The 22,835-nt window shown below is 45.7% G+C and carries 19 protein-coding genes and 1 tRNA gene; 7 read left to right on the top strand and 13 right to left on the bottom strand.

Annotated elements, in window-relative coordinates:
• Nucleotides 1-20 precede the first annotated feature (20 nt).
• The 8 genes from LZ23_RS22130 to LZ23_RS22135 form a co-directional block, all read right to left on the bottom strand.
• Nucleotides 21-2,384 carry a response regulator gene (locus LZ23_RS22130; RefSeq protein ID WP_052507034.1) on the bottom strand — a complete coding sequence of 788 codons (2,364 nt, stop codon included), beginning with the start codon at nt 2,382-2,384 and terminating at the stop codon, nt 21-23.
• A 27-nt stretch (nt 2,385-2,411) separates the two neighbouring features.
• Nucleotides 2,412-3,179: a precorrin-3B C(17)-methyltransferase gene (gene cobJ / locus LZ23_RS01960; protein ID WP_052507035.1), complete on the bottom strand. Its 768-nt coding sequence runs from the start codon at nt 3,177-3,179 to the stop codon at nt 2,412-2,414.
• On the bottom strand, nt 3,125-3,925 hold the full coding sequence (locus LZ23_RS01965) for a cobalt-precorrin 5A hydrolase (protein WP_198145874.1): 801 nt from the start codon (nt 3,923-3,925) through the stop codon (nt 3,125-3,127). The genes cobJ and LZ23_RS01965 overlap by 55 nt, the downstream gene beginning before the upstream one ends.
• A complete protein-coding gene (cbiD, locus tag LZ23_RS01970; RefSeq protein ID WP_052507036.1) occupies nt 3,912-4,946 on the bottom strand; it encodes a cobalt-precorrin-5B (C(1))-methyltransferase CbiD in 1,035 nt (344 codons plus the stop codon). The genes LZ23_RS01965 and cbiD overlap by 14 nt, the downstream gene beginning before the upstream one ends.
• Nucleotides 4,943-5,680: a precorrin-2 C(20)-methyltransferase gene (gene cobI, locus LZ23_RS01975; protein WP_045211135.1), complete on the bottom strand. Its 738-nt coding sequence runs from the start codon at nt 5,678-5,680 to the stop codon at nt 4,943-4,945. The genes cbiD and cobI overlap by 4 nt, the downstream gene beginning before the upstream one ends.
• A 140-nt stretch (nt 5,681-5,820) precedes the next feature.
• On the bottom strand, nt 5,821-6,072 hold the full coding sequence (locus LZ23_RS01980) for a hypothetical protein (RefSeq protein ID WP_045211137.1): 252 nt from the start codon (nt 6,070-6,072) through the stop codon (nt 5,821-5,823).
• A 70-nt stretch (nt 6,073-6,142) separates the two neighbouring features.
• Entirely contained in the window at nt 6,143-7,699 is a 1,557-nt protein-coding gene (locus tag LZ23_RS01985) for an ATP-binding protein (RefSeq protein WP_045211139.1), read from the bottom strand.
• The gene (locus tag LZ23_RS22135) at nt 7,696-8,697 is read right to left on the bottom strand and encodes a precorrin-8X methylmutase (RefSeq protein ID WP_052507037.1); all 1,002 of its coding nucleotides are present in this window, start codon (nt 8,695-8,697) and stop codon (nt 7,696-7,698) included. Before LZ23_RS22135 ends, LZ23_RS01985 begins: the two co-directional genes overlap by 4 nt.
• Nucleotides 8,698-8,946: 249 nt before the next feature.
• Between LZ23_RS22135 and LZ23_RS01995 the strand changes: the two genes are divergently transcribed.
• On the top strand, nt 8,947-9,423 hold the full coding sequence (locus tag LZ23_RS01995; protein WP_198145875.1) for a nucleoside deaminase: 477 nt from the start codon (nt 8,947-8,949) through the stop codon (nt 9,421-9,423).
• A gap of 18 nt (nt 9,424-9,441) precedes the next feature.
• Here LZ23_RS01995 and LZ23_RS02000 read toward each other — a convergent pair whose 3' ends face one another.
• Nucleotides 9,442-10,806 carry a cobyrinic acid a,c-diamide synthase CobB gene (locus LZ23_RS02000; RefSeq protein ID WP_045211140.1) on the bottom strand — a complete coding sequence of 455 codons (1,365 nt, stop codon included), beginning with the start codon at nt 10,804-10,806 and terminating at the stop codon, nt 9,442-9,444.
• 733 nt (nt 10,807-11,539) lie between these two features.
• On the opposite strand from LZ23_RS02000, the gene LZ23_RS23860 reads away from it, so the two are divergent.
• Both LZ23_RS23860 and LZ23_RS23225 read left to right on the top strand, forming a co-directional pair.
• On the top strand, nt 11,540-11,686 hold the full coding sequence (locus LZ23_RS23860) for a hypothetical protein (RefSeq protein WP_157493078.1): 147 nt from the start codon (nt 11,540-11,542) through the stop codon (nt 11,684-11,686).
• An 86-nt stretch (nt 11,687-11,772) separates the two neighbouring features.
• Nucleotides 11,773-13,101 (top strand): (Fe-S)-binding protein, encoded by a 1,329-nt coding sequence (locus tag LZ23_RS23225; RefSeq protein WP_084590858.1) that lies wholly within the window; start codon nt 11,773-11,775, stop codon nt 13,099-13,101.
• A gap of 110 nt (nt 13,102-13,211) precedes the next feature.
• Here LZ23_RS23225 and thiL read toward each other — a convergent pair whose 3' ends face one another.
• From thiL to LZ23_RS02030, 4 genes are all read right to left on the bottom strand, one after another.
• A complete protein-coding gene (thiL, locus tag LZ23_RS02015) occupies nt 13,212-14,159 on the bottom strand; it encodes a thiamine-phosphate kinase (RefSeq protein WP_045211146.1) in 948 nt (315 codons plus the stop codon).
• Between the two features lie 3 nt (nt 14,160-14,162).
• On the bottom strand, nt 14,163-16,256 hold the full coding sequence (locus tag LZ23_RS02020) for an ATP-dependent helicase (protein WP_045211148.1): 2,094 nt from the start codon (nt 16,254-16,256) through the stop codon (nt 14,163-14,165).
• Between the two features lie 246 nt (nt 16,257-16,502).
• Nucleotides 16,503-17,789 carry an alkaline phosphatase family protein gene (locus LZ23_RS02025; protein WP_045211150.1) on the bottom strand — a complete coding sequence of 429 codons (1,287 nt, stop codon included), beginning with the start codon at nt 17,787-17,789 and terminating at the stop codon, nt 16,503-16,505.
• A 112-nt stretch (nt 17,790-17,901) separates the two neighbouring features.
• On the bottom strand, nt 17,902-18,372 hold the full coding sequence (locus tag LZ23_RS02030) for a hypothetical protein (RefSeq protein ID WP_045211151.1): 471 nt from the start codon (nt 18,370-18,372) through the stop codon (nt 17,902-17,904).
• 132 nt (nt 18,373-18,504) lie between these two features.
• Between LZ23_RS02030 and LZ23_RS02035 the strand changes: the two genes are divergently transcribed.
• From LZ23_RS02035 to LZ23_RS02050, 4 genes are all read left to right on the top strand, one after another.
• Nucleotides 18,505-18,592: transfer RNA gene (locus tag LZ23_RS02035), tRNA-Leu, on the top strand.
• Between the two features lie 161 nt (nt 18,593-18,753).
• A complete protein-coding gene (locus LZ23_RS02040; protein ID WP_045211153.1) occupies nt 18,754-19,140 on the top strand; it encodes a hypothetical protein in 387 nt (128 codons plus the stop codon).
• Nucleotides 19,134-19,877: a Fic family protein gene (locus LZ23_RS02045; RefSeq protein WP_198145876.1), complete on the top strand. Its 744-nt coding sequence runs from the start codon at nt 19,134-19,136 to the stop codon at nt 19,875-19,877. Before LZ23_RS02040 ends, LZ23_RS02045 begins: the two co-directional genes overlap by 7 nt.
• Before the next feature lie 519 nt (nt 19,878-20,396).
• Entirely contained in the window at nt 20,397-22,634 is a 2,238-nt protein-coding gene (locus LZ23_RS02050) for a SulP family inorganic anion transporter (RefSeq protein ID WP_045211155.1), read from the top strand.
• Nucleotides 22,635-22,835: the final 201 nt, after the last annotated feature.

The following is a 22,835-nucleotide window of genomic DNA, read 5'->3' on the forward strand; positions in this document are numbered from 1 at the left end:
ATAAGAGAATATAAAAAAAATCATGTTGAAGTATGAGGAAGTTTCAGCAGAACGGTGGCTTCAGTTCCCTGTCCCGGAGCTGATTTTATGAGAAGTTGTCCCTGATGGTCCTGAATGATGGAGGAAGAAATGGACAAACCAAGCCCTGTGCCTTCGGGTTGACGCTTAGTGCTGAAAAAAGGATCAAAAATGCGTTTAATGATATCCTGAGATATACCTGCGCCCTGGTCAGTGATCTTGAAACCAACGGATTTCTTTTCCAGATTGTGAAAAGTTTCAAAAGATACTGACTGGGACTTGCTGTCAAGTGCCTGTCCGGCATTTATAAGCAGATTGACAACAACCTGTTCTAATTTTTGAAAATCCCCCAAAATTAAAGGAAGATCAGGTTGGGGGTGAAATGTAAAGTTGCTTGTAAATTTGGACATGGTTTTTTCCACCAGGGTAAGAGCGGACTCGGCCACTTCATTTATGTCTACGTATTTGCTTGTATCAAGAGGCGATTGACGGGCGAAGTCTTTAAGTTCCGACACTATAGTACTGATCCTTTTACTGCCTTCATTTACTCCTGAAAACAATCTGAACATATAGTCCTTCATGACACTGAAAGGTAGTTCGGCTATTTGAAAGTCGGGGTTCTTGTTGTGATAGGCTTCAAGAACGGGCAGGGAGTCTTTCCATGCGTTTTCAAGTATGGGAGTGTTGAGCATGATCAGGTTGTTGGGGTTATTGATTTCGTGTGCAACACCTGCCACTAAGGTGCCCAATGCAGTTATCTTGGAAGCCTGAGCAAGCTGCTCCTGGTGCTGTTTTTTCTTTAATTCCAGCGCTTTCTTTTCACTGATATCCATAGCCATGCCCATGACAGCAACGCTACGTTCATGAATGCGGGTCTGAGCTGCACCAATAAACCTGATACATTTAAAATTTTGCCCACTGACTATACGAAATTCAAAGTCAAATGACTCAAATGAATGTAAAACTTTTTCCCATACTTTAGAAAATTCCATCCGGTCTTCAAAGTGTACTTTATTGAGTAAACCCGAAAAGCTCAACTTAAGATCCGGTTGAATTCTCATTATTCTGAAAAAACCTTCAGATCCGGTAAAAAAGTCTTGAACCGGATCATATTTCCAGCTGCCCATGCCAGCAACTTCTTCAGCCATTTTAAGATCCATGTTGCTCTGGACCAGTTCATGTTCCATTCTTTTTCTTCTGGTGATGTCATGAATGATGGAATAGAGCATGGTCTTTCCTTCAATTAAAATGGGACCGCTGAAAATCTCTACATCTCTGACACTGCCATCAGCCAGGCAGTGCTTGAAATAAAACTGGCTCCTGCTCTCAATATCGGGCTTTTCAATTTTTCCAAGAGAATCTTCCTCTGAAGACATGCTCATGTCTGACATTTTCATGGAAGTAAGCTTATCAACACTCCATCCATAATATCTGGATGCTGCCTGGTTTGCTTCAACTATCTGGCCGGTGGATGGATCGATAATCAACATGGCTGAATGGCTGTCCTGAAACAGGGACCGGTACCTTTGTTCACTTTCCTTGAGGGCCATGGTACGTTCGTGCAAAAGGTCTTCGATATTTATCAGCGCTCTTGCCCTTCTGGAGCTGGTACATATTTTCAGAGCATATTCAGGATCATAGGGCTTACGCAGGTAACCTGAAGCACCAAGGTTCAGCCAGTCAACGGCAAAACCAGGGTGACTGTCAGAAGTGGACATGATATAGACTGCACTGGGGTTCAAGGCATAAAATTCTTTGAGCAATTCCTGCCCTGAAGTATCAGGCAGGTGATGGTTTAGAATAAGAACATCAAAGTGCTTTGAAGCGAATTCCTTTCTGGCCATTGTGCCAGTTTGGACATGCAGAGTATTATAACCGCTTTCTTCAAAAACTTCCTTCAGTTGACAGGCCACTGTAGAATCCGGTTCAACAAACATGATGTTGGCAACATTCTGGTTGTAATCTCCGCGAAGAAGTGATTTGGATCGTTCAATAAAGATTTCCGGATCTACAGGTGCTGACATAAAGGCGTTGGCTCCAAGGTCAGTTACTGTCCGCAATGCTTTAGTGCCGGCAAAGGTGGCTGAGACAACCATTATGGGGATATGGTTGCAGGACTTGTACATGGGTGAACGCAAAAGTCTGCAGAAACGCCATCCGTCTATACCGGGCATGTTCAGGTCGGTGACGATAAGGTCCGGGAATTCTTGGCTGGAAAGAGCATCCAGCGCTTCTTCAGCTCCTGGAAATTTTCTGGTTTTAAAGCCACTGCTTTCCAGCAGCCATGCCAGGTGGACCACCTGCACTGGATCATCATTGACAACATGAATCAAAGGAGTGTGGTTGTTTGTGGAAGCTTTTTGCATAAGAACATTACCTTGCTTTCATGTTTATTAAATGATGGCATCAAAATATCCCCGGGTGGTGACCATCCACTGGCCGATGTTTATTGTTCTGGAATTGCCGATTATGACCAGGCTGCGCATGTCAATTTTATCCAAGGGCATGTGGGTAAGGCTGGTGGCAATGATATTCTGGTTATTTAGTGATGCGTTTCTGACTATGCCAACCAGGGTTTGCGCCGGGCGAAACTCCAGAAAAATTTCCCTGGCCCTTTGCAGCTGTCTGGTTCTTTTTTTGCTTCTGGGATTGTAAAGGACTGTGACCATATCTGCCATGGCCAGGGCTTTGAGCCTGTTATCAATTTCATCCCAGCTGATGAGAAGGTCTGAAAGACTGACGCAGGCATAATCAAGCATCAGGGGGGCGCCAAGGGCTGCGGCTCCAGCCTGGGCAGCACTAACACCTGGAACAATTTCTATATCTAAGTGCAAATCGTTTTCCCTGATCATTTCTAAGGCCAGCCCGGCCATGCCATATATCCCGGCATCTCCTGACGATACGAGGCTGACTGTCCTGCCTGCCAGGGCTGCATCAATTGCACTGGCACACCTGTGACGCTCCCGGGCCATGCCGGAAGCAATTATTTCCTGATGGGTGATGAGATCATTAATATGTTCTATGTACCTGTGATAACCCACCACAACATCAGAGCTTCTGATGACTTTTTCAGCCCGGACAGTCCTGTCTAAGGCATTACCCGGTCCTATTCCCACGGCAAAAAGTTTTCCCTGGCAAGGGCTATTGCTACCTGTCTGCATATTGTTTTTTCCAGTATAAGTTTGGTGTTATGTCCACCCAGCAGGGCACATGGCTCAGCAACACCCGGCAGGCCGATCTTTTCCTGAACCAGCTGTGATCTGGAAATGTTCAGGGGCATATTGCGGATTCTGCTGGAAGGAATAAATAGTAGCGGCAGCCCGAGCTTGCCAGCTGCCTCAATCAAACCGGCTTCCTTTTTTTTGATGTCTACGCTGGTTAGGAGCCTTACTTGCGATATGCTCACCCCGGCCTTGTCTAAGGCGCTGTGCAGGGCTCTGATGATATTTTCAGCTGTTACTGCCTTGCGGCAGCCCACTCCTGCGATGATGTTCCGGGCAGCTTGTGTGGCTGTGGTAATAACAGGTAAGCAGCCCAGAATATTGCAGACCCGGACAGACAAGTCATTAGCACCGCCTTCATGTCCGGACAAAAGGCTGATGGCCCATCTTGCCCCGGCATCCACCACAACTACAGCAGGATCTGTCAGTTTATGCCTGATACAGGGGGCCACAGCCCTGAGGGCCACACCTGTGGGGGCAATAAAAATCAGAGACTTATAAGCAGAAAAAATTTGACTGGTCAGTTCAGCAATACGCTCAAATTTTTTTTCATTAACAGAGCTTTCAACATCCTGGTGCACAAACACACTGGCCTCAAGCTCTGCTGCGAGTTTGCGGGCGATAATCAGCCCCCTGGAAGACAAGGTCAGGATGGCTGTGGTGGAGAATGAATCAGGACTGACCAAAAACATCTCCCTTGAGGTTAATGAGCATAATACTATCAGGCATAAATCCTGCCTTTTCCTGGATCGCCTTTTTTATCTCAGATGCCAGGAAGTTTCCAAGCTTTGATCTTTCATTAGCTTCAAGTCTGGCAAGGCCATCCTCAACAGTGTTTATCCGGCCCATGTCTATATTTAAATAATTTTTTGCAGCACTTGACAGTATTGGAGCGGCAGAACCGGACTTGCTGCTGTGGGTCTGAAAATCACCTTGCAAAAATTTAAGCAGCTTGCCTGGATGGCCCAGCACAGAAATCTTGAGCGTTTTTTTCCGGGTGCACGCACCAAGGGCAAATCCCCATTCATTGGCCACCTCAACAATGTCATGCTCTTCATAGCCAAGAGAAACAGCAGCTCTGAAACCAATGCCTCCGGGAACAAGGACCATTTTTTGCCGTCCGGATTCAGCTACTGATTTGATATTCAAAGAGATGGTTTCCTTGAGGGCATCCACTGAAAAAGGGCGGACTCTGCCTGATGTACCCAGGATGGATATACCGCCAACAATTCCCAGACGTTCATTAAAAGTAGCTGCAGCGATTTTTTCACCTCTGGGCACAAAAATTTCAATGTGCAGGGGCTGTTTTGTAACTTCCTGAACATTGGAAATTATCATGCCCATGGGTACTGGATTGATGGCCGGGTTTCCTGGCTTTACTGCAAGTCCTGGCCTGGTTACCCGGCCAACACCCTTTCCCCCTGTAACCATAAGGCCATTTGCAGAAAACCTTACTCTGGCTCCAATAAGCAGGCCATGGGTCACATCCGGGTCATCTCCAGCATCCTTGCGGATCAGTGCAGTGCTTAAACCACGCCTGGTTAAGGCTCTGGCAATGGGCATTATTATCTTTTCCCTGCAGGGCAAAGTAACCTGAACTTCACGACCTGGATCCTGGCCCAGGGTTAACAGAGCAGCAGCCCTGGCAGCAGCAGCAGCACAAGTCCCGGTACTCAGGCCTGATCTCAACCCTCTTCCATCACTCAAACAGCATCCCATCCTTTTCGCCCGATATAAACAATAACGCAGGCCAGATAGCCGGGAGTTGACTGCAGGGCATTTTTCAGATCAGCAAAGATTATTTCCCTGCCAGGAATCTCTGAATTAAAAACTGCTCTGGCATTTGCTGCAATACCTTTTTTAGCTAAAAGCTCATAAATGGCGGCAATATTTTTCCCTACCTTGTAGAGCACAAGAGTCTCGCAGTGGTTCATAGCATTTTCCACAGCGCTAAGGTCAGTAGCAGGCATAAGAAGCAGCCTGTCCTCCTGGGTGGTCAAGGGGAATGGAAACCTGGCAGCACTGGACTGAAAAGCAGCAATGCCCGGAACAATATGAATCCTGTCTAAGCCAATAGTCTTTTCCAGCAAAGGCATTACATATGCACAGGTGCTGTAAATGTTTGGGTCCCCAAGGGTAACCTGGCACACTGTTTTGCCACTTAAGCAGTGCTCAGTAATAATTTCAGCTGCTTTGATCCAGGATTCACGCACCTGTTCCTGGCTGCGCTTCATGGGGTAGTTATGTTCAATTATTTTTTGATGTGTGACAAAACCGCGGATGATGTCATACGCAAGGCTGGTTTGGGATGAATCTGATCTGGGACAGATTATCACTTGAGAATTTTCAATGACCCGGACTGCACGCAGGGTGAGCAGATCCTCCCCACCCGGCCCGACGCCAACTGCATAAAAATGTCCTTTATTAATTTCAAATGTCATGGGATTTGTTGGTTAGTTTTTTATGAGTATACTTTTGAAGGTCTTCAGATATTTGCCAAGCAAGACTTGATCTCCCTGACTTTTTCTCTCCAGTAAATATAATTCTCATGAGCAAATTGCCAGGCCATGAGGTCATCCTCTTACTCAAAATCTTCAAGATTCTTTTTCTTAGAGTTCAGTTCAGCAAAGTCTTCGAAGCTGGCATTGTATTTCCTTTCATAATGCTGCACTTCATGCTCATACATTGAAAGTCTGGATAGAGCTGAAGTGTATAGCATGTCCAAACCTGCTTCCTTAAAGTTTCTGTATTGGAGAGCTTCGAGCATCAAAGGGTCTATCTCAAGTTCATGTTTATTTTCTGTTATGTCCCTGTTTAAGCTTGTGATGTCCATATGGTCCTCCATAAATAAAAGCTGCCTCAAATCTATTTTAAAAATGAATCAATCTAATGCCAGTTTGCAATCAATACCCATTATTATCGTCCCTGTCCCACTCAAACCCCACAATATTGCGGGTTTCAGGGGCAAACTCAACTCCAATGAGATAGATTATCTTGCCGGGTTTCCTGTATTTATCGGCATAGCCTTTCTTTTTAATCTGATCCAGAGCTTTGCCCGGAGTATTGTCCAGGCCTTCCACCTTGAATTCAAAAATAAAAACTTTGTCTTCAAGCTTTACTGTCAGATCAATTCTGCCGGTGCTGGTCACATCTTCCGGGATCACCTCAAGCCCCAAGGCCGCAAAATAACAGTAAAAGATGGAAGCATAATAGCCTTCATACCCGGAAAGTTGGTTTTTGCGGTACCAGTCATGAGGAATGGATGCGAAAAAGGAGTGGAAAATGTCCTTGAGGCCGTCCAGATCACTGGCTTCCAGTGCATCATAAGCTGCAAACTTGGCTTTTTCCGATCCTGTAAGATTGTTGGTCAGATATGGCAACAAAGCATCGGTCAGGCTCTGCTTCACTTCCAGATTAGGATAATGCAGTTGAAAACGTCTTGTTCCGGCAGTCTGCCGCACATTGTAAATTGTCAAGTATCCTGTTTGAAACAACAATGTCTCAACTTCTAAATGATCAACATCAAAGCTGCCCAGCATTTTTTCGCTGGTCTGGATGTTTTCCAGGTCTGGAATAAAATAGTTCTGGCCCTGTAAAAGCTTGACGAGAAAGCTTGGAGTGCCGGTCTCAAACCAGTAGGGACGCAAATCATTTGTCTTAAGGTACAGCAGGATGTCAAAGGGATTGTAAACTTCTTGACCCAGCCAGTTGTATCCATTGTACCAGAGCTTGACCTGCTCCAGATTAACCTCCTTGAGTAGTGACTTGAATACTGTTTCAAGGTCCTTTTGGGTATATCCGCAGATTGCAGAGTAGTCAGCGTTTATAGTGATATCCTCAAGATTGTTCAGCCCACTGAACAATGAGACCTTGCTGAACTTGGATACTCCAGTGATGAAGACAAATTCAATATAAGGGTCAGCATCCTTGATAACGGAGTAATAATTCTTAAGCTCATCGCGGATTGCCGCAGCCCTTTCAGGGTGCTCAATATTGTCCAGAATGGGTTTATCATATTCATCTATCAGCACCACCACTTTCTGTTCATACTTGTCATGCAGAGTTTTTATCAGCTCGGAAAATCTGTTTTTAAGATCCTCATATGCATAGCTAATCTGGTAATCGTTGGACTCATTGTCTAAACAGTATGAAAATGTTGACTGCAACTCTTCAATGCTGCGGCACATTCCAGAGCCAAAACTTATATGTACGACAGGACAGGTCCTGGACCAGTCCCAGTTATTTTCGAGATAGAGTCCCTGGAAAAGGTCCTTTCTGCCCTGATAGGCAGACTTGATGGTGCTCAGAAAAAGGCTTTTGCCAAAACGCCTCGGCCGGGACAGAAAATGATAGTCTCCAGTTTGGGCAAGCTTATGGACAAACATGGTCTTATCCACGTAATAATAATTGCCTTTAATTATCTTTTCAAATGTCTGAATGCCAATGGGTAGTTTTTTCATGACGCTTTCCCTGGAGACTGCTGATGTTTTGTGTCAGAAATTCTTAACAAAGCATTAATGATTGCCCCTGCTGCCGGGCTTCCCCCTTTGGGGCCGTGGTTGGAAATATAAACCAGCCCGCTGCTCATCAGGGCCTGTTTAGACTGGGCCGCTCCCACAAATCCCACAGGTACTCCCACAATCAGGGCAGGAGCAATTCCCTGCTCCTCTGCCAGATCAAGTACTTTCCACAAACCTGTAGGGGCGTTGCCCACAACAACAATGGAGTCCTCAATACGTTCGGCCATAAGTTCCATGCCTGCGGCTGATCTGGTTGTCTTTTCATCAACAGCTTTTTGTCCGGCCCCGGGCTGTTCAATGGCGCAAAATACATTTGTGCAGCCTGTTAATGCGTTTTTTACCATGGTCACATCACAGATAACTTGTTTGCCGGAGTGCAGCCCGGCAAGTCCTGCTTCAATGGCATGTTCATGAAACCTGAGACTGTGTCCGAGGGAAAAATCAGCAGTGGAGTGGACAACCCTGGCAGCGATTTCTTTTTGATCGCTACTGAACTTTTTTCCCAGCATATTCCGGATAAAGTCAAGGCTGGAGATCTCTATATCCGGTCCAGGCACATACTTTTGGGCAGCCGCGTGTTGCCAGATGTTTTCCACAATGATTTCAGGCATCAAGGGCTCGTGTTCTAAAGATTTCAATACGCTGAATTTTACATGCGGATACTTTTTCTCAAGCTCACTTATAATGGCTGGTATATCTTTGCGTATATGGTTGCCATCAAATAAAAAATAGGGAAAAATGGTAATTTCAGAAAACCCGGCGTTGACCAGTTCCGACACTACACTGGGAAGGTCCGGCTTCCCAAGAGAAAAAAAAGCTGGAACAACATGGTCTCTCAGTCTTGCCTTGACCACTTCTACCATGTGCAGAAAACTGTTTATTGCCTGGGTATTTCTGCTGCCATGGGCCAGGATGATTATTGATTGTTTTATTTGCATAAATTTCAAATTAAAGCTAAGTTACGGAAATAGCAATGATCAGCTATTATTAGATTTTTAGTATCTGTTTAGCGCTTTGGATGTGGCACGGCTTCCTGCCCGGAGGGGGACTGGCTCTTCCGGGACCCACTTGCCCCAAAAATGAGTTATTTTGAGCACAAATTGATTATCAAGTGGGTCCCGGAGTGCCTGTCCCCTGCTTTCCATAAAAGCGATAAACAGATACGATTTTCATTCAAGGGGTTGTAAGTGTCAATCAGAGAACAGAAATTCATGCTTGAGGCCATTGCCCTTTCCAGAAAAAACATTGAAAAAGGACATGGAGGGCCTTTTGGTGCAGTTGTTGTCCAGGGCGAAACCATTGTAGGCAGGGGCTATAACCAGGTAATCCTCACCAATGATCCAACAGCCCATGCTGAAATCATGGCCATCAGGCAAGCTTGTCTGACACTTGGCACCTATGAACTGGCAGGCTGCGAAATATATTCCAGCTGCGAGCCTTGTCCCATGTGCCTGGGTGCCATTTACTGGTCAAGACTGGAAAAGCTTTACTTTGGATGCAACCGGTATGACGCCCGGGATATTGGTTTTGATGACAATGTATTTTACCATGAAGTAATGCTGCCACTTAATAAAAGGTCCATGCCCAGCATCCAGATTATGAGCGCTGAATCAAGAGAGGTTTTTGAACTTTGGCAAAAGCTTGCTCAAAAACCGCAATACTGATCCAGTGACTCTTTTGTATCAAAAAAGTCCTGACTCGGCCATGGCTACTATTCTGCGAGCTACGTCCGGTCTGTGCCCAAAATAGACATGGGCATAGCTGGCCAGGATATTGTCTTTTTTTATGCCCAGAGTGTTTTTAGCTTCTCCTCTGGCATTAAACACAGAGTAAATGTTTTCCCATCCATTCGACCCGCTCCCTGGTTCAATGTCTGAATAATGATATTCGTGCCCCCTGATACTTTGCCCCTGCTCTCCCAGAATGCAGTCGCTGGTGAATGTTACCTCAACGTACCCAAGGCTTTGTCTTTTAGGCAGCATCATGGATCTGAAAGGCAAGGCTCCCACCATGGGAAAGATCTGTCCATTAAGGGTTTTAAGGTCGGAACAAAGATATACCAGACCTCCGCATTCAGCATAAATTTGCCCTCCACTCTTTATATAGCGGGTAATGCTCTTACGCATGGAACTGTTCTGGCTCAATTCATAGGCAAAAAGTTCAGGATATCCTCCTCCAAAGTATAACAGCCCGGTATTATCAGGGATATTTTTGTCCCTGATGGGGGAAAAATAGACAAGCTCAGCTCCTGCCTGTTGCAGAGCCTCGAGATTGGCCTGATAGTAAAAATTGAAAGCATTGTCTCGGGCAATCCCGATTCTGACTCTGGACTCATGAATGCTAAGGCTTGGAACAATTTTTGGAGACTGGCCAGGTGTGTTTACCAGGTTTTGGATAAAACCCATGTCAAGATATTTACTGGCGGCAGCAGCAAAAGGCTGGGTGATTTTTTGCTTAAAATCCAAACTGTCAGGAACTTCCAGGCCAAGGTGTCTTGAAGAAAGCTCTGGAAAAGCTTTGTCTGGCACTGCTCCTGCCAGAGGGGGCAGTCCTGAAGATTCAAGGGCCCTGGCCAGGATATCAGCATGTCTTGGTGATCCGCAGTTATTGGCAATAATGCCCTTTATATTCCGACCTTCGTTTTCATAAGAAACAAAGCCATGAATCAGTGCCGCAAAACTTCTGGCCATGGCTTTGGCCGGAGTCACAAGAAGTGCTGGTAAGTTTAAGATGCTGGTTAAATGGGCTGTTGAACCAAGAGAACTGATTGCCTGGGCCCCGTCGTAAAAGCCCATCACACCTTCTACAAGTGCCAGGCCGGAAGTTTGAGAAACAAGTTCCAGAACATGATCCTGACTACTCATCCAGGGGTCCAGGTTAAAGCAAGGGTGCCTGGATACCAGCTCCATATACATGGGGTCCAGATAGTCGGGTCCGGCTTTGAAGCCGGTAACATTCAAAGACTTGTCCTTCAGTCCTGCTGCGATAGCGAGACTGACACTGGTTTTGCCTGTTCCACTGGAAGTTCCCCCAATTATTATGCCCAATAATCAACCCCTGTTCATGAAATATTCGTCACATTGTATCTGACTATGTTTACAGGTAGCTACATTCGTATATGTAATAAATTCAGAGTGTTATGGTTGTGCCGTGCAGATTGATCCGGTCGCTTAGGCTCCCTCGTGGGTGATGGGTGACAGGTTATGCGCAACTACATCCCTGACAGCTCAGGTGTCATTGCGAGCGAGTCTTTTTACCTCGTTGAATACACGCAGTGTAGGCGCAGCCATTCAACTGGGGCGAGCACGGCAATCCTTGTTGCGAGCGAAGCGAAGCAATCTCGTGTTGAGGTTATTACACCTCTTTTTTTTGTGGCTCCAGCCACATTTTGAAGAAGCGGCTGGAGCCGCAAGAACTAAACGTCCCCGGGATGGAGCTTAGGAATAAGAGCAATGTTACGTACAAAGTTAGACATTGCAGCTGCATTCTCCCCGTAACACAATAAGTAATAAATATGCCTCAAGAGCAGTTAAGGTGTCAATGAGATTGAATTTGCTAATGATTTGGGTTTCGTTACTTAGAACCGCCTTACCCGGGCGGCCCGGGACCGAACATGCGAGTAACTTACATCTCTCGTTCCTAAGTCGAAGTCCGGGAACGCTTAGCGTAAACGACACAAAATTCTTCAAGAATATGGAAAATTACTGTTGCCATTTGATTTTAAAAATGTAATCATTTGAATAAATAGGCAGGGATGAAAGAAGAAGTGCAGGATATGTTATGTTTTGGATTGGTAAGATCCTGCAGCTTTTGTCCGAGCTCATTTTAGCAGGAAGGAGTGACTATAAAATAGTGTTGTCTGCCTTGTTTATCCTGGCGGACAGTCTTGCAAGCGCCCTGCGTCTGATAGTCATGTTCATGTTTTAAAGCTTAATCAACGGTGTACCAGGCCTTTATTTGAGAATAATTTAACAAAGGCTGTTCTTACCCACAACTTCCCAAGGAGGATTTTTATGGCAGATGCAGCAATTAAACTGGGCACTGAGCCCAAAACCACCTTTTTTGAAAAGGTAAAGGACTTGTTGCCTGAAGAAGGGCACCTGAATCTTTGCCTGACCTGTGGTGCCTGCTCATCCGGTTGCCCGGCTACGGGACTGGATGATATGGATCCCAGAAAGTTTCTACGCATGGCAGCCCTTGGTCTTGATGAAGAAGTTACCAAAACCCCATGGGTGTGGCACTGTACCATGTGTACTCGTTGTGTATATGCTTGCCCCATGCAGATCAACATCCCTCAGCTTGTCTTTCAGGCCAGAAAGACATGGCCTGAAGAAGAAAAGCCCAAAGGTATTGTTCAATCCTGTAAGGCAGCCATGCTTAGTGATGCAGTCAGCTCCATGGGAGCCATGCCTGAAGATTTTATTGAATCTGTGCAAGAAACTGTTGAAAAAGTTCATGAGGAGCAGAGAGGTTATCAGGATCTCAAAATTGATATGGACCGTAAAGGTGCCAAGTATTTCCTGAATCAGAATTCACGTGAACCCATGGCTGAACCCGATGAAATGGTTCCTTTATGGAAAATCATGAAAGCTGTGGATGCTGACTGGACATATGGTTCCGTTGGCTGGGCAGCTGAAAACTACTGCATGTTTGCAGCCAATGATGAAGAGTGGGAGAAAATAGTCAGGATCAAGGCCAAGGCGGTAGATGACCTTGGGTGCGAGTACTGGCTCAACACTGAGTGAGGACACGAACTTTACGCAGTCCGGTTCGGACTCGAAAAATTCAACATTCCTCACAACTTCAAAATTGAATCAATCCTGCGCCTTTATGCCCAGTGGCTTCGTGAAGGCAAGCTGAAAGTCTCTTCTGACTGGAACAAAGACCTTAAAATGAAATTCACCATTCAGGATCCTTGCAATCTGGTTCGCAAAACATTCGGCGATCCTGTTGCTGATGACATGAGATATGTACTCAAGGCCTGTGTAGGCGAAGAGAATTTTATTGACACCTGGCCCAACAAGTCCAACAACTTCTGCTGTGGCGGCGGTGGCGGATTTCTGCAGGCAGGTCATACCTCAGCCCGCCGACAGTACGGAAAGCTCAAACACGATCAGTTCATGAAAACCGGGGCAAGATATGTTGTAACTCCCTGCCACAACTGTCACTCTCAGGTTCATGACCTGTCAGAGCACTTTGAGGGCGGTTATGAGGCAGTTCACCTTTGGACCATAATTGCTCTGGCCATGGGTGTACTTGGTCCTGATGAAAGAACTTATCTTGAGGAGAAACTCTGTGAGTGTGGTCTGGAAGATTGCACGTTACCTCCTGAAGGTAAGTAGATCTTAAAAAAACGCGCATGTTATGTTATTCAGGCTTACGTCTCTGTTCAGGAGGCGTAAGCCTTTTTTATGATCAGTGGTAGCAGTCTAACGTATTCTGTCAAAGTGTATTACCTTTCAAAGTGATCAAAGCCTTTGATAGACACTCTCCTTCCTCTGATAAATATACCGATTTCCGGAACAACCCTGCCAAGCTTCCAGGCTGAAGCCAGGCGACTGCGAACAAGTGGCCATTGCTCAGCTGGACAGCCGCCCAGCAGGGCGTAATCTTCACCGCCCAGCAAAGAGAAGATATGCGGATCGTTATTAGTTTCATAGCAGTACTTCTGCACTTCTTCATGCACCATAAAGTCGGGATCAATATCAATTCCAGTATCAGGGGCCAGAAATCTCGGCAGATCTCGGGCCAGGCCGTCAGATAGATCCATTAGCCCCCGGACAATACTTATATCCGCCAGAATCTGACCCTCCATAATCAGAGGAAGGGGGCGCAGATGCCTGGAAATGGATATGGGGTAGTCTTTGATCAATGGGCTGTTTCCCTCAAGCAAGGCAAGTCCGCAACGGGCAAGTCCTGTATCACCTGCAACAAACAGTATATCACCGGGTCGGCATTTACCTCGCAGCAGGTTCCTTTCCGGGCCTGCGCCCCATATGGTTATGCAAAGACCAAGATGCTGACCGAAGCTGATATCTCCTCCAGTCAGCCCCAGCTCATATTGACTTGCCAGCTCTGCCATTCCCTTGAGCATAGCCACACAGAAGTCAGACTGAAGATGTTCCGGCCAGGTAATATTCAAATTAAATCCCAGAGGGGTTGCGCCATGTGCGGCGAGATCGCTGAGGTTGACTGCGAGGGCCTTGTATCCAATGTCTGCCGGGCTGAAGTAGGAAAGTCGGAAATGGATGTTTTGCAGAAAAAGATCGCTGCTGACGCAAAGTTTGGGAGGACAGGCCAAGACTGCGCAGTCATCTCCTCTGCCTACCAGCATATGGCTGTGGCTGCCTGGAAAAATTGAATCAATAATATCAATAAAATGCTGTTCTGATCTAATCATGAGCTAATCCTCAATTTGAAGGTAGTCACCATTGATGACTTTAAGGCCGACTCCGGGAAAGTTCACCTTGTATTTATTGGGTGGAATGGAGGAAATAATCTTTCCCCGACCGAAGATTTTATGCGTACAATAAGTGCTGGGTGGTGTCTTGATCTTGTGGTTTCGGCTCATTTCAGCCGGCTTTTTTTTCTTTTTGAGTTGCCCGAGATGATTTTCCAGAAATTCAACGCATTTGGATACTGACAGTTCTCTGATAAAAGGGCTTTCCTGGACAGGCTGGTTAAAACCACTGTTTCTTGAGTACACAGCAGAAGGAACTAAAAGTCCAAGATAGCTCTTTGCTCTGGTACATGCCACATATAGCAGGCGGCGCTCTTCATCCATGCTCTTGGCATCAAACATGGCCTGTCTTGAAGGAAACCGCTCTTCAACAAGGTCAATTACCATAACAGCAGACCACTCAAGGCCTTTGGATGAGTGAATGGTGGAAAGGACAAGCGCGTCATCTTTAATGCCGGTACCGAAAGGATCAGGATTTTCCAGAATCATGTCTGAAAGAAATGAGTCAAGATTGTTGTAGCCGGCAACTATCTGCTGCAGTTGTTCCAGCCCGTTTATCCGTTTGGGAAGGTCTTCTGCATATTTTTGCTCGAGATAGGGGTGGTAAAATTCAATGATTGCTTCCATCAGCCTGGAAGGATCATTTTCAAGTCCTCCAAGGCTGACCAGAAGCTCTCTTAACTGGCGGAAATTTTTGTTTTTTGCCCCGAATTTTTCCAGATCTTCATGTTTGCCCTGTTCATAGGCACGAAACAATTTCTCTGCGGTTTTGGGCCCGATGCCCGGTAAGAGCCCCAGACCTCTTTTCCAGGACAAATAATCAGGCTGTGCATCAACCATGCGGGCCAGAGAAAGGACATCCTTAATATGAGCTGCTTCTGAGAACTTTATGCCTCCAAATTTCTGGTAAGGTATGGATGCTTTGTTGAGCTCGACTTCAAGAGGATAGGATTGATACCCTGCCCTGAACAGTACAGCAATCTCGTGCAGAGGATGTATTTTGGAAAGTTCCATCACTTTAGCCAGCACTGTTCTGGCCTGGCTCATATCGCTTACTGGACGGATAAGTTCAGGCAAATCTGCTGATGTATTGCTTGAGAATAAGTTTTTATCGAATTTTTGCTCCATGTGGGACAAAATGTCATTGGTTAACTCCAGAATGGGCTGGGTGGAACGGTAGTTTTCTTCCAAACGAATCATTCTGGCCTTGGGAAAAAGCTTGGGAAAGTCCAAAATATTGCCCACATCTGCACCCCTGAAACCATAAATGGACTGGGCATCATCTCCAACAACCATTATGTTTCCGTCATGGGATGCAATGAGTCTGGCCAGCCTGGCCTGGACCAGATTAGTATCCTGGTATTCATCCACCATTATGTATTTGTAAACGTTTCTGATGAAATCAAGCACCTCGCTGTTTTCCATTAAAAGGGTTTCCAAAAAAAACAGCAGATCATCATAATCAAGAAGGGCAAGCCGCTGCTTTTCAGTTTTATACATTTCAGCAACTTTTTCCAGATCATCTATGTATTCTCGTAGATGAAAAGCATCCTTTTCAACCAGCTGGGCAAGAGAAATTTCTTTGTTTCTGGATTTACTGATATAGGACAAAATTGTTCTGTTGCGAGGAAATGAGCGATCTCCTGAACCCAATTTAAGATCAGAGCGAATGCCCTTGATTATTTCTTCGCTATCCCCTGAGTCCATGATATTAAACCCAGTGGTGAAACCCAGAACGTTGGCGAATTTTTTAAGCATCATATAGCTGAAGCCATGGAAAGTGCCACCGCTTACGCTGTTCATCTCTCTTTCCAGCAGTTGACCTGAGCGATACAGCATCTGGTTGGCCGCCTTGCGGGTAAAGGTCAGCAAAAGGATATTCTCTGGTACAATTCCCTGTTCCACCAGGTAGGCCAGGCGGTAGACAATGGTTCTGGTCTTGCCGCTGCCCGCACCTGCAATGACCAGGATAGGTCCTTGTGTGGAGGTTACTGCTTCTAACTGGGCTGTATTGAGGCTTTCTTTGTAATTAATCATGGTGTTAATGTGTTGTTACTGTAATTAAATGATTTTGCTCATGGATCTTGAGAGTTAAAAGTTATCAGTTAATTAATATTAGTTGAAGAAAAAAATTATGATTTCACATGGTTAGGCCTTGAAAACGTCTGGATATCTAAAGCTTGGAAAATGGCAATAAATCCAAGGGGTTGCACAAGAACTTTTGACTGTCCAGATAGATCTTGAGAGTTAAAAGGTTGGATTGAGGGAAATACCAGCTTTAATTCATTTCAGACTGTTATCAAATTTCGAACACAATATATCTCTGATTCTTCTGGGTTTATCCCCCCTGGAGTGATAAAAAAATACATCATCACAATTATGTGTACCTGTTCTGCCAAAATGTCCAAAAATGAGGCTGCGGTCAAATTTGGCCTTGAGATCGAATCCTTTGTTGGGAACACATAAAAGATCCGGGGGCATACCTTTTCCAGACGGATAAATTTCTTCTCCCGGATAAACCGCACGCATCACTTTTCTGCCTTTATATTCGAGGCTCAAGAGGCTGTTTCTGACTTTTTCCCGAAGGCTTGAGTATTCAATATTAGATACATTTCCTCGCGAAAAACGCCGTCGAGTATGGATATATATCCTTCCTGGATCTAAGGCAAAACACCGGCTTGATAAATCCACACAAGTGAGGTCCAACTCATTTTCTGGTTGTTTTATGAGGGAAAGAAACCCTTCTGCTCTTAGAAGACAGTTGATATCCACCTCACATTCCAGACTGTTAAACCCATGGTCAGCCACAATGAACAGTTCTTTGGGGTCTTCAAGTTCATCGTATCTGCTTAATACATGGCCTGCAGCTTTATCCAAGGTTTTGAGTACGTCCATACATAAAGAGTGCAGACCGTGATTTTCATCCAAGATGGCATCCTGAAGAAAGTGACTCATGCGGTCAAGCTCTGTAAAGACAATGGTGAAAAAATCCCAGGCCAGGTCAGGCCAGAAAAGATCAAAGGCTCTGATGCGTGATGAAATGGTCTGCATAAGTTCGTACAGCAACACCTGCGGCTTAGTCAGCCCCTTTATGGTGTCGGCTTCAAGTCTGTAATCAATACTTTTGAGCATGGGCAAAACAGCCTTGGGATAGACTGCATTTTCAAGATCAGGGGCAATGAATCCTGATATAAGCATGCCGCGGATAGCAGGGGCAGGATAAGTACATGGCAGATTAATTATTTTACTTGTTTTGCCCTGCTGGCCCATTTTATCCCATATAGCTCCGGCCCTGACATGGGTATAATCAGTCAGGCTCAGTTGGTAGGAATACGAATTAATTGTTGTAAAACCGTATATCCCATGTTCTTCAGGTCCTTTGGCAGTAAAAAAAGAAGCCCAGTTTACAGGCGAGACATCTGGAAGTTCTGAGGTGATGGCAAGACACTTGTCTGATTTAACAAGGTGGGAGAGGTTTTGGAATACGCCCTTTTCTGAAAGAGTTCTGGCCAGGCTTTGACTCAGTCCGTCAATGCCGAGAACCACTGTTTTGGGAGTAGGTTTAAGCATATTATGTCTTGTCCAATGTCCTAAATCGCCAGCCTTCACCCTGAAGTTTTAATTTATTCCCTGACTGAAGGGGGATTGTTTCATTGGGGATATGGTACTGTCCGTTATAAAACTAAAATGATATGGTAAACAATAACTTGTTTTTAGCAAAGATATTAAAATAATTAACATTATCTTTGACAGTTCCTTCCCATATCCAGCCGTCAATATCTCGATAAACTCCGGCAATCGTAGCTCCGGAAAGAGAAAGTGCATCAATCCTGGCTTGGTCTAAATAGTCCTTGATAGCCAATTGAGTCCATCGTTTAACAATGACAGGCTCTCGATCCCGGGTTAAAAAAACAGCCTTTTTACCAATGGTTAGAATAAATTTTCCACTTTGGGTCTGTTCTTTACCATTTTCATATTGAACTACAGTGATTACCTGTCGGTTGCGACTGCATAAAACGGTGAAGGCGTAAAGAAGAGCACCAAGCGATGTATCTACATATTTATCCAAAAGTATCTTCTCCTTATGGTCTTCATGCAGGCTGAGCTTTACAGCCTTGAGTTTGATAATGTCCGTATAAAGGTTCTTTACCATGATGCCGGTTCACAGTCCAATACATGAGGACAGGACCAAAATTTATTTTAAGGAGTAGAAAATGAATTCTTGACGCCTGCCAAAGACAAGGTTAAATTATCTGACTTTCCAGATCAATCCTCCCCCAAACAAGCCCGGGTGGCGGAATTGGTAGACGCCAGGGACTTAAAATCCCTTGCAGCTTAGCTGCGTGCCGGTTCGACTCCGGCCCCGGGCACCAATAAAATCAATGAATTATGGTTTAAGATTTACTCAGTAAGCAAGGTAGAGATTTCGACCTGTGCTGATTGTCCTGAATCCTAAAGCAATTTTAACGACCAGCATGCTGGTTTGAAATTTCCAAATAAGTGCCTATTACTAAACAAGCAGGAGATGGTTTACATGGGTGTTTATGTTGAATTAAATGTACTGCCTCAGATGATAGCCCAGAAGGACTGGGAAGAAATCTATTTTGAAACATTATACTTTTTGCAAAATTGTGGATTAAAATTGATAGGGCTTCAAAAAGAGTCTAAAACTATCGGGGAAATAACGGAATCCAGAATTGTATACTCAAGACAATTAGAGCACCACATTGATCAGGTTAGTGAAAGATGCTGGAAAGTTTGCGGAGATCTTGACAGCCTGAAAATAGCTGAAACTTTTTGTTTCCCATATTTGTTAAATCAAAAAATAGTGCATGAATGGTTTTTTAGACAGGATAAAAGGATTCAATTCAGCAAGTCAGATCGGGGCAAAGGGATATATGATAGACTGGCTGAATGCTGAATTTTCTCGTTCAAAACATCTACCATATTATCAATGCGGCAAGCGAAATGAATGAAACCCACTGGAATATGAAGCCAAACAAGGCCAAAGCAGTAATGCTTGCCAAGCGTCAACTGGCTGAGTTTGTATGCGACGCGGTAAACCTGGAAGGAATTAATTTAACCTTGCCGGAAATCCAGACGCTACTGGATGGGATTACCGTTGGAGGACATAAAATATCTGACCAGCAAATAGCTTTGAACCAAGCCGATGCATGGCGCGCGTTATTTTGGTTGATTGATAACAATCAGTTTGAAATCACCCAGGAAAATGTCTGCGCCATCCATCTCATAGCGGGCAAGGACGAGGCATTGGAGTGGGGGAAGTTCAGATCCGGTGGGGTTACTATAGCAGGGACGGACTATTTGCCGCCGCAGGCTGATTCGCTGCAGGAGCTGTTTGAAAAAATGGTTGACGACTCATATGGCATTCCGGATATTTACGATCGTGCTATCCATTTCTTCTTGACAATGGCGAGATGCCAATTTTTTTATGATGTGAACAAGCGCATGGGACGATTTGTCATGAATGGACTTTTGCTGAACAGCGGATACCCCGCGATTAATCTTCTCGCGAAAAGAAAACTGGAGTTCAATCAATTGATGCTCGATTTTTATGAAACCGGCAATCAGAAGCCGATGAATACCTTTCTGCGCTCTTGCCTGGATGAGAGGGTTATTACAATCATGAAAGAATAACAGTCCGTTGAAAAACTCCCAATTGCTGCGTCGCTGCAAAAAGTTCAAGTTCTCACGTATGGATAAATACGCTTCGACCTTGAACTTTTCTTGCTCCTTGCACTTGGGATTTTTGAACGGACTGCCGGATTAGGACTTTTTCAACACACAGATAAGGGCTGGTTCAAAGCCAGTTGAAACATTGGCACCGGACAATCTCACCCATGCAAGACCACTCCCAACGCCCGGCAAAACTCCTCCATCACCGGCTGCTGGACCAGGCTGACCCGAATCCAGCCGGGAAAAGCATCAACACTATGCTGACTGCCAATCTATGCCAAGGAATAAGAAATCCTCAGGCAGTAAAATAGGCAAACTATCCTGCGACAAAAGTGTCAGTCCCCTTCCAGCTTAAATAAGTGCCGCTGTAGTGCTATTTACATCAGCGCTCAGCAGGTGTAAAAACTCTGTCATGAACAACAAGTCAGTCCAACCAGTAATTGAAGCCAGAGATGTGGTCAAAAAATTCAAGCTGATAAAATGATGCGCCATAACCTCTTTATTCCAATGGATATTTTTACGGACCTGAGCTCTCCCAAAGCCTTGTCCGGCATAAGCATCGGACTTGTCGTCAGTCTGATGATTATTGTCATAGAAATATCATTTGCTGCCATGATCTTTTCCGGGCCATTGGAAGTTTATGCTCAGCGCGGCATGGGGCTGACTCTGGCCGGCGCTCTGGTGCTTACTGTATCAACAGCGCTTTTCAGTGGATTTCGGCCCAACGTCAGTTCTCCGCAGGATGCGCCGGTGGCCATTTTTGCCGGGGCTGCAGCCGGTATTGCAGTTAGCCTGGGGACAGGACAGAGTCAGACTGCCTTTATCACCGTGGTCGCAGCCCTGATGATTGCCAGCATGGCCACAGCCGTTTTTTTCTTTCTCGCTGCAAGAACCGGACTGTCCAAGTACATCCGCTTCATGCCTTATCCTGTGGTGGCCGGCTTTCTTGCAGGAACAGGCTGGCTGCTGACTAAGGGCAGCTTAGAAGTAATGACCGGACTCACACTGTCATGGCACGTGTTGCCATCACTTTTGTCCAGCAATATCATTCTGCTCTGGCTGCCAGGTGCGCTCTATGCGCTTTTACTGTTTTTCTGCCTGAAACGCTGGTCCCACTTCTTAATCCTTCCCGGTTCCATGATCCTTGCCCTTATTCTCTACCATCTGACCCTGCCCCTTCTGGGGCTGAACATGGAGCAGGCCCGTGAAATCGGCCTTTTCTTTACATCATTTCCTTCATCCAGCATCTGGCCGGCATTCAGCCCGGCTGACTTTGCCCATGTGCAGTGGTCTGCAATTCTGCGAGAAATTCCTATACTGGCTGTAATACCTTTCATCGCCCTGATTGGCATGCTGCTTAATACCGGCGGCATTGAACTGGCAGCTCAAAAAGACCTGGACCTTAACCGGGAACTGATGGTCAGCAGCGGAGGCAATGCTCTGGCTGCCTTGACTGGATCACCTGCCGGATACAATACACTCAGTCTGTCCATGCTTGGATTTAAGACCGGCGCAGACACGCGCATCGTAGGACTTACAGCAGCCATTATAATTGGTGTCACTCTTTTTTTCGGCGGCCAGGTTCTTTCCATCTTTCCCAAAGCCCTTCTGGGCGGCTTCCTGCTCCTGCTGGGACTGCTTTTTCTGTCCGACTGGATCGTAGACACACGCTTGCGCATGCCCCTTTCCGACTACATTATAGTACTCCTGGTTTTTGCAACCATCGGCCTATTCGGATATCTTTACGGAGTGCTTCTTGGGCTCATGGCCACCTTAATCCTGTTCACCACCAAGATCAGCAGCATACCTGCCGTGTCGTCCAGCTCCTCCATCACCCATGCCCGAAGCCGCAGGACAAGGCCTTTGCCACACCAGCAGATTCTGACCATTCACGGTCAACAAGCCCATTTTTTTGAACTCAGCGGCTATCTCTTTTTTGGATCTGTAAGTTCACTTACTACTGCGGTCAGCAATGTACTGCAAAACAGGACCACTCGCTTCATTATTGTTGATTTTCAGAAAGTTACCGGCTTTGATGTTTCGGCTGTGAATAATTTTGTCCGCCTGGCTCAGCAGATTTCATCTCAGAACATGTTGTTTGTATTTGCCGGTCCCTCAAAACTGTTTCAAAACCTGTTCCGGCAGATAGGCGGCAGTGAACTGTCTGATGCATACTTGATTTTTCCAGATATAAATTCCGCTCTGGAATGGTGCGAGGAGAGTATTATTGCTGATGCGCAGGCAGCAGTGACTTATGATCCTGCTCAGACCAGAAAAAGGCAGGAAGATCTGTTTGAGCAGGTGGCTGATGATCTGCTTAAAGAGCTGGAACAACAGGAACAGCTTGAAACCCTGCTCAAGAAGATTGAAGGGTATCTGAAATCACGAAGCTTTGCCGCTGGACAAAAGCTGCTGGCTCAGGGCGATCTCAGTCCGGGAATAATGTTTGTGCAGCAGGGCACAGTGACAGAAAAGGTTATTGATTCATCAGGCCGCAGTACAGCTCTCAGAACTCTGAGACCAGGAATGCTTTTCAGTGAAGCCTCGGCCTACACTCCAATGCCCTCACACTGTGACTATGTTGCTGAAACCCCTGTCAGAATTGCTCTGCTCACTCCTGAAGCCCTGCTGGACATTGAAAGGCACGACCCTGACACAGCCCAGAAAATCCACCGCCAGGTCATTGCAGCTCTTATTTCTGCCAGGACAGCAATTTAGGACCAGCAGTAACTGGTGATATGTCATCACATGCTCTCTTCGTATCTGTTTAGCGCTTTTAAGGAAAGCAGGGGACAGGCACTCCGGGACCCACTTGGGCATCAATTTGTGCTTAAAATGAATCATTTTCTGGGACAAGTGGGTCCCGGAAGAGCCAGTCCCCATGCCACATCCAAGGCGCTAAACAGATACCTTTCTTCA

This window comes from Desulfonatronovibrio magnus (assembly GCF_000934755.1).
GTDB classification, from domain to species: Bacteria; Desulfobacterota; Desulfovibrionia; order Desulfovibrionales; family Desulfonatronovibrionaceae; genus Desulfonatronovibrio; species Desulfonatronovibrio magnus.

What these genes read in the sequence shown, in the direction of transcription:
- LZ23_RS01980 (WP_045211137.1), bottom strand. Translation starts at nt 6,072, where the DNA reads ATGGACATCACAAGCTTAAACAGGGACATAACAGAAAATAAACATGAA.
- LZ23_RS02020 (WP_045211148.1), bottom strand. Translation starts at nt 16,256, where the DNA reads ATGATTAATTACAAAGAAAGCCTCAATACAGCCCAGTTAGAAGCAGTA.
- thiL (WP_045211146.1), bottom strand. Translation starts at nt 14,159, where the DNA reads ATGATTAGATCAGAACAGCATTTTATTGATATTATTGATTCAATTTTT.
- LZ23_RS02025 (WP_045211150.1), bottom strand. Translation starts at nt 17,789, where the DNA reads ATGCTTAAACCTACTCCCAAAACAGTGGTTCTCGGCATTGACGGACTG.
- cobI (WP_045211135.1), bottom strand. Translation starts at nt 5,680, where the DNA reads ATGACATTTGAAATTAATAAAGGACATTTTTATGCAGTTGGCGTCGGG.
- LZ23_RS22135 (WP_052507037.1), bottom strand. Translation starts at nt 8,697, where the DNA reads ATGCAAATAAAACAATCAATAATCATCCTGGCCCATGGCAGCAGAAAT.
- LZ23_RS02030 (WP_045211151.1), bottom strand. Translation starts at nt 18,372, where the DNA reads ATGGTAAAGAACCTTTATACGGACATTATCAAACTCAAGGCTGTAAAG.
- LZ23_RS23860 (WP_157493078.1), top strand. Translation starts at nt 11,540, where the DNA reads ATGTTTTGGATTGGTAAGATCCTGCAGCTTTTGTCCGAGCTCATTTTA.
- cobJ (WP_052507035.1), bottom strand. Translation starts at nt 3,179, where the DNA reads ATGCAGACAGGTAGCAATAGCCCTTGCCAGGGAAAACTTTTTGCCGTG.
- LZ23_RS02040 (WP_045211153.1), top strand. Translation starts at nt 18,754, where the DNA reads ATGGGTGTTTATGTTGAATTAAATGTACTGCCTCAGATGATAGCCCAG.
- LZ23_RS22130 (WP_052507034.1), bottom strand. Translation starts at nt 2,384, where the DNA reads ATGCAAAAAGCTTCCACAAACAACCACACTCCTTTGATTCATGTTGTC.
- LZ23_RS02050 (WP_045211155.1), top strand. Translation starts at nt 20,397, where the DNA reads ATGATGCGCCATAACCTCTTTATTCCAATGGATATTTTTACGGACCTG.
- LZ23_RS01985 (WP_045211139.1), bottom strand. Translation starts at nt 7,699, where the DNA reads ATGAAAAAACTACCCATTGGCATTCAGACATTTGAAAAGATAATTAAA.
- LZ23_RS02045 (WP_198145876.1), top strand. Translation starts at nt 19,134, where the DNA reads ATGCTGAATTTTCTCGTTCAAAACATCTACCATATTATCAATGCGGCA.